We start from the raw sequence: 11,953 nt of genomic DNA, 5'->3' as shown, positions 1-11,953 counted from the left end.
TTCAACCAAAGAAATCATTAATCTAAATGAAGTATTTCGAAACCAAACATGAAAGAGATTCAGCGAAATTAACGGCGTTAATAACTGTTATATTATTGCTGTTGTTGTTTGTGGTGGGGGCTCCTTACATGGATCCACCGGAAGAATACGGCATTTCAGTAAATTTTGGTACTACCGATTTTGGTTCAGGCACAGTGCAGCCCCTAAAACCTATAAAATCGGAGCCTTTAGATATCAATCGCCCTACAGAACCCGAAGTTTCCAAAGTAGAACCAACAAAAGCTGCTGAAACGAAAGAAGAAGTTTTAACCGCCGATAATTCGGAAGAAATCGCTATAAAGAAACAAAAGGAAGCTGAAGCCAAGGCGAAAGCAATTGCCGATGCCAAAGCTAAGGCAGAAGCAGAAAGAATCGCTAAAGAAAAGCGTGAGTTAGAAGAGAAAAAGAAAAAGTTAGACGCTTTAATTGGCGGTGTTAGTAAATCGGAAGGTACAGCAACAGGTGGTGAAGGCGACGATAATAAAGCAGGCGATAAAGGACAATTGGATGGTGATCCTTATGCACCAAGTTATTTTGGTTCGGGAGGCTCAGGAAGTGGTGGAGTAGGTTATGGACTAAACGGTAGGGGAAGCGCATCATACCAAACACTTAAGCAAGATTGCAACGAGTCTGGAATGGTGATTGTCAAAATAATTGTAAATAGAAACGGTAGTGTTATTGAAGCAGAACCAGGCGTGAGAGGAACGACTAATACTGCGGCATGTTTGCTAGAACCCGCTAAAAAAATAGCCTTATCACATAAATGGCGCCCAGATCCTAATGCGCCTACAAAACAAATAGGTTTTGTAAAAGTAAACTTCAAATTAGGGCAATAAGAATGGCGTATCAAGATACACTCCATTGGATGTTTTCGCAACTGCCAATGTATCAACGACAGGGGCAATCGGCATTCAGAAAAGATTTATCAAATACCTTAAAACTAGCCGATCGGTTAAATCATCCAGAAAGGCATTTTAAAACCATTCATGTAGCAGGCACTAACGGAAAAGGCTCAGTAAGCCACATGCTAGCTTCCATTTTACAGGAAGCAGGTTATAAAGTTGGTTTGTACACATCACCACACTTAAAGGATTTTAGAGAGCGTATTAAGATTAATGGCAACCTTGTAAGTAAGCAGTATGTTACCAGTTTTATAAACAAAAACAAGCCTTTTTTTCAAGAAAACTCACTATCTTTTTTTGAAATGACGGTAGGTATGGCATTCGAATATTTTTCGAAACAAAAGGTTGACATTGCTGTTATTGAAGTTGGCCTTGGGGGTCGGTTGGACTCTACAAATATTATAACGCCAGAAGTGTCTGTAATTACTAATATAGGCTTAGATCATACCCAGTTTCTAGGGACCACATTAGAAGCTATTGCTTATGAAAAGGGAGGTATTATAAAACCGAATGTTCCGGTAGTTATAGGTGAAACCCAAAAAGAAACAGCACCTGTTTTTATAGAGTTGGCAAATAAAAATAACGCAAAAATCCTGTTTGCCGATGCTGAGGTTATTGAAACATTTACGTCAGATTTAACAGGTATTTATCAATCAAAAAACATCATTACCGTTATACAGGCTATAAAAGAACTTCAACATAAAGGTTACAATATATCACATCAGAATATAAAGGAAGGCCTGTTGCATGTTGTTAAAAATACGGGCTTCATGGGGCGCTGGCAAGTCTTAAGAACCCATCCTAAAGTGGTTTGTGATACTGGACATAATAGAGATGGTTTAAGTTACGTCATGAAACAGTTGTCAAATGAGGTGTTTGATACCCTACATATTGTTTTTGGGGTTGTAAATGATAAAGATTTAACCTCAATTATAGACCTATTACCAAAGAATGCGATTTATTATTTCTGTAAACCGGATATTCCTCGTGGTTTAGACGCCAAAGAACTTAAAAGTATTTTAAACGGTTATGGACTAAAGGGTGAAGCTTATAATTCTGTTAATGAAGCATATAATAATGCTTTGGATAAGGCATCTTCAAACGATTTTATTTTTATTGGTGGCAGTACATTTGTGGTAGCAGAAATAATTTAAATTTTTATTAAAAAAAGTTTTTGCAGATTAAAAATCTAGCTTATATTTGCACACCGATTACAGGGGCAATTAGCTCAGTTGGTTCAGAGCATCTCGTTTACACCGAGAGGGTCGGGGGTTCGAATCCCTCATTGCCCACCAAAAAAATCCTAAAGTGAACACTTTAGGATTTTTTGTTTCTACTTTATAAAAATTAATATATTTACAAATAAAATGGGTCATTAACTCAGTTGGTTCAGAGTGTTACCTTGACAGGGTAGAAGTCACTGGTTCGAATCCAGTATGACCCACATTTTTTTATAAAATATCCAGTATTCTTTCCAAAGCCATGCCTCGCGACCCTTTTATTAAAAGTGCTGTGTTTTTAATTTGGGTTATAACAAAATCACTTTTAAATGCCTCGAAGGATTTAAATTGAATGATTTTTTTTGATTTGGTTACGGTTTTATAAAAATTCTCCCCTATTAGAATCGTCTTGTCGTAGTTTAAGGTTTCTAACAGTTCTACAATGTTTTGATGTTCTATTGCTGCATCCTGTCCCAATTCAAACATATCGCCTAAAATGGCAATTTTTGAAGTGTCATTAAGTTTTTCAAAATTTAATAAAGCAGCTTGCATACTGGTTGGATTGGCGTTGTAGGCATCCAAAATAATTTTATTTGATGCTTTTAATAAAACTTGGGAGCGGTTGTTGTTGGGCATGTAGTTTTCTATAGCTGATTTAATGGCTTTATCTTCAACTTTAAAATAATTAGCAATGGCAATGGCTGCAGCGATGTTATTGAAGTTGTATTCGCCAATTAAATGGCTTTGAATGGTTAAATCATTATAGCTAACGCATACATTTGGTTGTGCTTCAATAAAGCTGATTTGAATATCAAAACCGTCATTGTTTCCAAATATATATGCATTTGAATGTTTGGTTTTTTCTAATTGGATAGCATCGTTTCCATTTACAAAAATGGTTTTATTGTTTTCAATTAAAAAATTGTAAAGTTCGCTTTTTGCTTTAATAACCCCTTCAACACTTCCAAATCCTTCTAAATGTGCTTTTCCAAAATTGGTAATATAGCCATAATCCGGTTTTGTAATGTTGCATAAAAACTCAATTTCTTTTAAATGATTAGCGCCCATTTCAACAATGCCAATCTCAGTGCTTTTAGTCATTGAAAGTAGCGTTAAAGGCACACCTATATGGTTGTTTAAATTGCCAACTGTGGCGGTAGTTCTATATTTTTGGGATAGGGTAGCGTTTATGAGTTCTTTGGTGGTTGTTTTGCCATTGCTACCCGTAAGTGCTATAATGGGAATGTTTAAAAATGTCCGATGAAATGCTGCCAGCGTTTGAAGCGTTTCAAGAACATTCTCTACTAAAATGGTTTTAGATGAGGTGTTAAACTCAGCTTCATCAACTATACAATATTTTGCGCCACTTTGTATGGCTTGTTCAGTATAGGTGTTACCGTTAAAGTTGTCGCCTTTAAGAGCGAAAAACATGTCATTTTCTTTGATTTTTCGAGTATCTGTGCATGCTGAATAACATTCTAAGAATAAGGTGTGCAGTTGTTGAATTTTCAAGAGTAAAAAGCTTTTTATTATAAAATTAAATGTATTAAAAAAGTCCTAACATTTGCTAGGACTTTGAGTAATATTTGAAAGAATTTATAAATTAATTCTTTGTTTTATTTTTTTCTTTGGATTTTGAACCAACACGAGACATGGCACATCTAAATCCAATGTAATCGGTAGCCATATCTTGAGGGAAGTAGCGTCTTTGAGCAGGGTCTAACCAGTACTCTCTGTCTTTCCAAGAGCCACCTTTGTAAACTCGAACTTCATCGTTTATTAAAGAAGTTCTAGTGTTGGATTTATCATATTCTCTAATGATATTTCCTAATGAATCTCTACTAATAATATTTTTAGGTGAGTTGTACATTTTACTGGTTTGAGAAACTTTAGTATCTCCATTCCCATCTTCTTCATTGAAACTTTCAAAATTACGTGAAGATCGTTTGTCACCATCTCTAAAGTTTATTTGGTTACTCTTATCAAAGTTGGTACGTAAATAAGTTTCGTTTTCATCAACAGGTACTTGTAATATTTCTCCTGGTAAGTTTCTAGCAACTACTTTACCGTTTGATAAAGTATCATAAACAATATCGTCAACAGTTACTACTTTTACGGTACCATCTTCATTAATGGCATTTTTTGTGTAAACGTTACCTCTGTAGTAGTTGAAATCATTAAACTCATCATCTATAATTGGTCTATAAACATCGGCTACCCATTCGGCAACATTACCAGCCATATCATATAAACCAAAATCGTTAGGTTCGTATGACTTAACAGCGTTGGTAATATCTGCACCATCGTCCGACCATCCTGCAATACCGCCGTAATCACCTTTACCTTGTTTAAAGTTAGCTAATTGGTCTCCTCGGTATTTGCGAGAATCGTTACGTGTATATTGTCCATCCCATGGGTATTTTTTACGTCCACGGTACAAATTGTAACTTCTAATTTCACTTAGACCTAAAGCGGCATATTCCCACTCAGTTTCGGTTGGGAGTCTGTATTTAGGTGTAATTAAGCCCGTTTCTCTGGTTGCATAGATATTACTTTCGTTACCATCTGCATCCGTTCTAACAAATCTTTTATTGCCTCGCTCAGGGTTAATAATTTCTTCGTTGCCACCGTAAGTTAAACTTGGTGCGTTTATATAGGTGTCTGTGTTGAATGTAGATTCGGCATTAACATCAACTATTTTAGCATCACGTTTTAAGTAGCCTGCTTGTTCTAAATTATATTCGTTAACACGGTCTGATCTCCAATTAGCAAATTCGACAGCTTGAATCCAGCTTACACCAACTACAGGATATTCTCCATAGCCTGGGTGACGTAAATAGTTATCTGTCATAACTTCATTGTAACCTAATCGGTTTCTCCAAACAAGTGTGTCTGGCAATGCACCGTTATAAATAGCTCTAAAATTTTCATCAGATGGTGGGTAAACACGTTTTATCCAATCTAAATACTCCATGTACATAGCATTGGTAACCTCTGTTTCGTCCATGTAAAATGACTGAACGTGTTGTTGGTTAGGTGTGTTGTTCCAATCGTGCATCACATCGTCCTGAACGCGACCTTTTGTGAAAGTTCCACCTTCAACAAATACCAATCCTGGAGAAGTTTCTTGTTCCTTGAAGTCAGTATTGTACTGAAAACCGCCCTCTCTGGAGTTTATTTGCCATCCGGTAGCTCTAGAACTATTCTTTGAACTCGAAGATTTTTTACAACCAGTTGCAGCTATAGTTAACGCTAAAACTAATAAAACCTTGAATGCTACTACTTTTTTCATATCCATACGTTTAAGTAAGCTAATAATATTTTTGGTGGTGCAATATAAGAATTAAACCGAATACTGCAAGCTATTTTTTGCATTTTATCTAAAAAAAAGTGTATTTCACCCTATTTTTTAGTCATTACAACGATGTTTTTATTGTTTTTCACCGTCCATTTGAGTTATATTAACGTATGATTTACTCATTTATTATTGTAATTTTGTTTCAGTTTTTAATTTTGTTATTTTTTTAATAATAACACGACATTAATAACGTTATTTTAGAGACTGTTTAAATTTTGTTTTTGGAATATTTTATAGGGTATTTTTTTGTCAGACTAAAGTATTTTGAGATTCATAGCCATAGCTATGGATCGAAAAAATAGCTGAAGTATGGCGGAAAAAGACACATAAAAGAGCCAAAGGATAAAGTTTAAACAGTCTCTTGGCAATGAAACATCCATAACTAAATTTGATGCCTATGGAAAATGATTATATAGATGTACCGTGTGTCCATTGAAGAAGAATAGATATAAACACATGAAATGAGCATGTTCAAAAATTTTAATACTTAACGGGATGATTAATAGCGAACAGCATGTGTCCATTGAAGAAGAATAGATATAAACACATGAAAGAAAAAATTTTACTTCTATTATTTATTAGTTGTTCTGTTGTATTTGCGCAACAACAAAAATTCACTATTAATTGGGAGTCTTCTCAAAAGATTTCTGGTGGTACTTATACATTAGAAGTCCCATCTTTTAATAAAGAAAATTTCAGTTTTGATTTTGATGAAGGATTACAATTTGTAGCGCAATGGTCTATTTCAAATACCGTAAACGAATCTTCAATTACAGTTAGTAATGTTTCTTATGCATCTATTTCTAAAAACGATTTAAAGGATTTAGATGTTAATACCATTCCTACGCAATTAACCTTTAGTTTAAAAAACTCCATAGCAAGAGATAAGCAGTTTGCTATTTTTAAATTGTCACCTATCATAAAAGAAGCAAACGGGAGTTATAAAAAAGTAACGTCTTTTCAAATTAATTATACAGTAGGGGGTACCATCAATAGAGTTTCCTCATTAAATAAAATAAGTAAAAGCAATGTCGTTACAAATTCAGTTTTAAGTACTGGTGAATGGTACCGATTTTATGTAGATACTACGGGTGTTTTTAAATTATCGAAAAGTTTTTTACAGCGTTTGGGTGTTAAAGTGAATGATGTGGATCCAAGAACCATTAAGTTGTATGGTAATGGTGGACGCATGATTCCAAATTCCAATGCAGTTGCATATCCGTTTGACATTGAGGAAAATGCTATAAAGTTTGTTGGAGAAACGGATGGGGTTTTTAATAACGAAGATTATATTTTGTTTTATGCCGAAGGGCCAAAAGGTTATAATGCAGAAAGCAACACCAATATAAATTGTTTTACCGATAAAACATATTATTATATTAATGTAAGTTCGGGTTTGGGCAAGCGTATGCAACCCTTTATACAGCCAACAGGTTCTGCGAACTTAGAAATTAATACTTATGAAGATTATAAATTTCACGAAATTGATCAATATAACATTGCCTTTTTAGGAAGGCGTTGGTTTGGCGACCGTTTTGATATTAATACAAACAAAACATTTACTTTTGATTTTCCAGATTTAATTACTTCAATACCCGTAAGGTTAAAGGTTTATGTAGCGGCAACTTCATCGACACAAACAGCTATGCAATTGTTGGTGAATGGTGCAGCTATAACGACGTTATCTATAGCGGGTGCGTCTAGTCCAAGTTTGGCAAATGAAGCTGCTTACAATAATACTGTTAATGTAAATGCCTCTAAAATATCGGTAGGGCTGAATTACAACAAACAAGGAAACCCAAGTGCGTTGGGGTATTTAGACTATATTTCTATTGAAGCCACCCGGGCATTAAATTTTAATAATAAACAATTTCAGTTTAAAAATAGTATGGTAACATCGGCGTCAGGTATCGGTCAATATACCATATCCAATGCCGCTAAAATTTCTGAAATATGGGATGTAACCGATATTTATAATGTATCAAATTTATTAAATTCCGAGGCAACTTCAAGTTTAAGCTTTACAGCAAACATGGGCGTTTTAAAAACCTACGTTGCTGTGACTCCGCAAGATTATTTTGAACCTAAAATTGATTCTAAAACAACAATAACGAATCAAAACATAAAAGGAACCGTCTTTTTAAATAACCAAGGAGGGTTTCAGGATGTTGATTATATTATCGTAGCGCCCAACAATATGCTTAATCAAGCGGAACGATTGGCTCAGATAAATAGAAGTCAATACAATTTGAATGTAAAAGTTTTTGGGCTAGACGAAATTTATAATGAGTTTAGCACAGGTAACCAAGATGTGGGCGCTATTCGGAATTTAGTTAAATATGTTTATGATAATGCCAGTACTCCAGAGAAAAAAATAAAATACCTGTGCTTATTTGGCGATGGCTCGTTCGATTATAAAAACAGAGTACCCAACAACACCAATATAGTTCCCTCGTGGCACTCCTACAGTAGCTTTAATTTAACGAGTTCTTTTGTGTCCGATGATTTTTATGGTATGATGGATACCAACGAAGGGACTATGTCAACAAACGATAAGTTAGATATAGCTGTTGGTAGAATTTTGGCCGATACACCACAACGTGCCAAAGAATTGGTTGATAAAATAGAGTTGTATTATAATAAAGAGTCTTTTGGCAGTTGGCGGAATAATTTTGTAGTGGTTTCTGATGATGTAGATCAAGATTGGGAAGGAATACTGCAAGAAACCACCGATAATGTGGGTAATTTGGTTACGCAGAATAAGCCATTTATGAATGTGGTTAAAATCCATTCTGATGCTTACAAACAAGAAACATCTGCTGGTGGTAATAGATATCCACAAGTAACTAATGAGATGGTAAATGCCATTGATAATGGTGCGCTTGTGGTTAATTATTTTGGTCATGGCGGTGAAGATGGGTTGGCTCAAGAGCGTATTTTGTTAAAAACCGATATAGAAGGACTTCGTAATTTTAACAAATTTAATTGCTTTGTAACAGTAACCTGCGAGTTTACAAAGTTTGATAATCCGTATAAAGAAACGGCTGGCGAGTTTACTTATTGGAACAAACAAGCAGGCGCCATTGGCTTAATTACCACAACAAGGCAAATATTTGTGAATTTTGCCATTTCGTTTAATAATTTATTGGGACAATATTTGTTTTCTTACAGTGATAACGATACTTATGAAGATTATGAATATCCATCAATGGCTGAAGCTTTAAGGTTGACAAAAAACAATCCTTCAATAACAGGCCAAAGTCAAAATCGATTAATCTTTTTTATTGGCGACCCCGCCATGAAGTTGGCATTTCCTAAACCTAATGTTCAACTTACAAAAATCAATGATGTGCCTATTGGGCAATCAACCGACACTTTAAAAGCGTTGAGTTATGTGAAACTTGCAGGTGAGGTAACCGATTTATCAGGAAATTTACTTACTAATTATAACGGTACACTTTCGGTAACCATTTACGATAAAGATATCGATAGGCAAACATTGGCAAATGATGGCACGCGATTAAATGGCGAATTGGTAAAGTTGGATTTTAAAACCCTTGGCGAAATTATTTTCAGAGGGCAAGCATCGGTAAAAAATGGGTTGTTTGAATTCGATTTTGTGGTACCAAAAGATATTAGTATTCCTGTTGGTTTTGGGAAGGTGAGTTTTTATTCAAAAAATGATGCTCTGTTAGAAGATCAAGCAGGTGCAAGCGTCAACACCGTTAGAATTGGCGGATTAAACAATAATGCTGAAGAAGACAATATAGGACCTGTAATTGCTCTTTACATGAACGATGAAAATTTTGTGTCAGGAGGTATAACCAACGAATCGCCCACATTATTAGCAAAGTTAGAAGATGCAAACGGTATTAATACGGCAAGTGGTATTGGGCACGATATTGTAGCCATTATTGATGGCGATGAAACAAATCCCATAGTTTTAAATGATTATTACCAAACCGAAGTTGACGATTATCAAAAAGGCGTCGTTAGTTTTCCGTTTCGAGATTTAGAGCCAGGTCTTCACACATTAACACTTAAAGCTTGGGATGTGTATAATAATTCATCAATAGCTGAAATTCAATTTGTTGTATACGATAAAGACGAAGTTTTGAAAATAAATAACGTACTTAATTACCCAAACCCGTTTGTAAATTACACCGAATTTTGGTTTAATCACAATAGTTCAGCACCTTTAAACGTTTCTATACAGATATTCACTGTCTCAGGTAAGTTGGTAAGAACCTTAAACGGACAAACGTCTGGTGGAGCCATAACCAATAGCTCATTATCAAGAGATCTTGTTTGGGACGGTAGAGACGATTTTGGAGATAGAATTGGCAAAGGCGTTTATATTTATAAGCTAACGGTCCAGTCCGAACTCCTCAATAAAAAAGTAGAAAAAATAGAGAAACTTGTAATCCTCTAATAAACATTTATATTTGTCAAATAAAAATTAATTCATGAAGAACCAACTATTACTATTAATCGCCTTCGTTTTTGTGTTAAAAGCAAGTGCGCAAGAAGTTATTCCGTTACCAAATCAAGATAGAAGAGTCATCACTACAGGGGTGCCATTCATATTAATTGCACCAGATGCTAGAGCTGCATCAATGGGTGATATGGGTGTTGCTACATCTGTAGATGCATTTTCACAACAATGGAATCCATCAAAATATGTATTTTCAGAAACTAAATCGGGAGTAGGTGTAAGTTATACACCTTATTTAAGCAAATTGGTTAACGATATCTTTTTAGGAAATGTGACCTATTTTAATCGCTTAGATGAGCGTAGTGCATTTGCTGCAAGTTTTAAATATTTTTCTTTAGGAGATATTGAATTTGTTGCCGATGAATTTTCAGAAGCCTTAATACAACGACCAAACGAACTCACTATTGATGCGTCTTACGCGTTACGACTAAGTGAACAATTTGCCATGTCTGTAGCTATGCGATATTTGCGTTCGGATTTAAGATTAGACGGTGTAGATGGTGATACAACTCCGGCAAGTACTTTTGGTGTTGATATTTCAGGATACTATCAAAGTGAAGAGGAAGCCTATGCCGATTTTAATGGACGTTGGAGAATGGGGTTTGCACTTCAAAATATTGGACCAAAATTCAAGTATGATGAAGGTGGTGAAGAAAACTTTCAACCCACCAATTTACGTTTAGGAGCTGGTTTCGATTTTATATTTGATCAATATAATAAAGTAGCGGTAACTGCCGAGGTTACAAAGTTATTGGTGCCTACGCCACCTATCTATGGATTTGTTGATTCAGATGAAGATGGAGAGTATGATGAAGGCTCAGAAGAAGTTGTTATTTACAAAGGAAAAGATCCTAATGTGAGCTTTTTATCAGGAATGTTCCAATCCTTTGGCGATGCACCCGATGGTTTTAGTGAAGAGTTAAAAGAATTTACATGGTCATTAGGAGCAGAATATGTATATCAAGATTCGTTTGCATTCAGAGCAGGTTATTTTAACGAAAGTGAAGAAAAAGGCGCTAGAAAATTTTTAGCATTAGGAGCTGGTTTCAAAGCCAATGTAGTTAATATCGATTTATCATATTTATTCTCGGCATCAAAAGTGCAAAGTCCTTTAGAAAACACATTACGTTTCTCGTTAACCTTTAATATTGGTGCTGGTGAATACAATGAGTATTAACTAAATATCAAATAAATGATAAAAAAAAACTATTGCAAACCGCAATAGTTTTTTTGTGTTAAATAGTTTCTTAACTTTATTAAAAAGAAAGTACATGAAGGAAGTAAAAATAGCATCTACATTATATGTTTTTGAAAATATGGAAGAACTTCCAAAAGAAGCCTTTTTTTTAATGCAAAAAGCCTTTGAAGCTAGAGATAAAGCCTATGCACCTTATTCAAACTTTCACGTTGGTGCAGCTATACTATTGGATAATGGAGAAATTATAACAGGCAGTAATCAAGAAAATGCTTCGTATCCGTCGGGTTTGTGTGCCGAACGTACCGCTATTTATTATGCCGGGTCTCAATATCCCAACACCAAAATTGTAAGAATGGCCATTTCGGCCTCTTCAAAAAACAAACCAACTTTAGGGCCTATTCCGCCATGTGGTGCTTGCAGGCAGGCTATTGCCGAATATGAAATAAAACAAAAGTCGCCAATCGAAATTTATTTTATGGGTGAAACAGGAAACGTGGCAAAATCAACATCGTTAGCGAACTTATTACCGCTTGTTTTCGATAAATCTGTATTATGATTTTTTGTGATTTTGATGGTTTTTTGAATAATTCAATCGTTTGAAATTTTCAATACATTAATATTCATCGCCAAAAATTATTAAATAAGCAATTTAGTGTATAAAGTGCTGTTCTTTTTTATAATTTTTAGACTTTAAGCGTATTGCATTTTCCCAATAAGCAACAATGTATTACTTTTGTATCC

Annotated in this window: 7 protein-coding genes and 2 tRNA genes; 7 read left to right on the top strand and 2 right to left on the bottom strand. The window is 34.9% G+C overall.

Annotated elements, in window-relative coordinates; translation table 11 throughout:
- Window positions 1–26 precede the first annotated feature (26 nt).
- The 4 genes from CJ739_RS04260 to CJ739_RS04245 all read left to right on the top strand — a co-directional run bounded on the left by CJ739_RS04260 (window position 27) and on the right by CJ739_RS04245 (window position 2,385).
- Window positions 27–875, top strand: coding sequence for an energy transducer TonB (locus CJ739_RS04260; RefSeq protein WP_117172798.1), 849 nt, complete (start codon window positions 27–29; stop codon window positions 873–875).
- Window positions 876–877: 2 nt separating this feature from the next.
- Entirely contained in the window at window positions 878–2,095 is a 1,218-nt protein-coding gene (locus CJ739_RS04255; protein ID WP_117172797.1) for a bifunctional folylpolyglutamate synthase/dihydrofolate synthase, read from the top strand.
- A 63-nt stretch (window positions 2,096–2,158) separates the two neighbouring features.
- A tRNA-Val gene (locus CJ739_RS04250) sits at window positions 2,159–2,236 on the top strand.
- A gap of 74 nt (window positions 2,237–2,310) precedes the next feature.
- A tRNA-Val gene (locus tag CJ739_RS04245) sits at window positions 2,311–2,385 on the top strand.
- A 7-nt stretch (window positions 2,386–2,392) separates the two neighbouring features.
- On the opposite strand, the gene CJ739_RS04240 is transcribed toward CJ739_RS04245, so the two are convergent.
- Together CJ739_RS04240 and gldJ are read right to left on the bottom strand one after the other, a co-directional pair.
- Window positions 2,393–3,673: a UDP-N-acetylmuramoyl-tripeptide--D-alanyl-D-alanine ligase gene (locus CJ739_RS04240; protein WP_117172796.1), complete on the bottom strand. Its 1,281-nt coding sequence runs from the start codon at window positions 3,671–3,673 to the stop codon at window positions 2,393–2,395.
- Window positions 3,674–3,764: 91 nt separating this feature from the next.
- Window positions 3,765–5,459: a gliding motility lipoprotein GldJ gene (gene gldJ, locus CJ739_RS04235; protein ID WP_205419387.1), complete on the bottom strand. Its 1,695-nt coding sequence runs from the start codon at window positions 5,457–5,459 to the stop codon at window positions 3,765–3,767.
- Window positions 5,460–6,066: 607 nt separating this feature from the next.
- Here gldJ and porU point away from each other — a divergent pair.
- From porU to cdd, 3 genes are all read left to right on the top strand, one after another.
- A complete protein-coding gene (porU, locus tag CJ739_RS04230) occupies window positions 6,067–9,951 on the top strand; it encodes a type IX secretion system sortase PorU (RefSeq protein WP_117172795.1) in 3,885 nt (1,294 codons plus the stop codon).
- Between the two features lie 34 nt (window positions 9,952–9,985).
- Window positions 9,986–11,191: a type IX secretion system outer membrane channel protein PorV gene (gene porV, locus CJ739_RS04225; protein ID WP_117172794.1), complete on the top strand. Its 1,206-nt coding sequence runs from the start codon at window positions 9,986–9,988 to the stop codon at window positions 11,189–11,191.
- 94 nt (window positions 11,192–11,285) lie between these two features.
- Window positions 11,286–11,768, top strand: coding sequence for a cytidine deaminase (gene cdd, locus CJ739_RS04220; protein ID WP_117172793.1), 483 nt, complete (start codon window positions 11,286–11,288; stop codon window positions 11,766–11,768).
- Window positions 11,769–11,953 lie beyond the last annotated feature (185 nt).

This window comes from Mariniflexile sp. TRM1-10, from assembly GCF_003425985.1.
In the GTDB taxonomy this organism is placed as follows: Bacteria; Bacteroidota; Bacteroidia; order Flavobacteriales; family Flavobacteriaceae; genus Mariniflexile.
The sequence above is the reverse complement of the archived record's forward strand: the minus strand, read 5'-3'. Positions and strand labels throughout refer to the sequence as shown.

Bases quoted from the DNA above. Each gene is read 5' to 3' on its own strand.
- CJ739_RS04255 (WP_117172797.1), top strand. From the start codon at position 878: ATGGCGTATCAAGATACACTCCATTGGATGTTTTCGCAACTGCCAATG.
- CJ739_RS04260 (WP_117172798.1), top strand. From the start codon at position 27: ATGAAGTATTTCGAAACCAAACATGAAAGAGATTCAGCGAAATTAACG.
- gldJ (WP_205419387.1), bottom strand. From the start codon at position 5,459: ATGGATATGAAAAAAGTAGTAGCATTCAAGGTTTTATTAGTTTTAGCG.
- cdd (WP_117172793.1), top strand. From the start codon at position 11,286: ATGAAGGAAGTAAAAATAGCATCTACATTATATGTTTTTGAAAATATG.
- porV (WP_117172794.1), top strand. From the start codon at position 9,986: ATGAAGAACCAACTATTACTATTAATCGCCTTCGTTTTTGTGTTAAAA.
- porU (WP_117172795.1), top strand. From the start codon at position 6,067: ATGAAAGAAAAAATTTTACTTCTATTATTTATTAGTTGTTCTGTTGTA.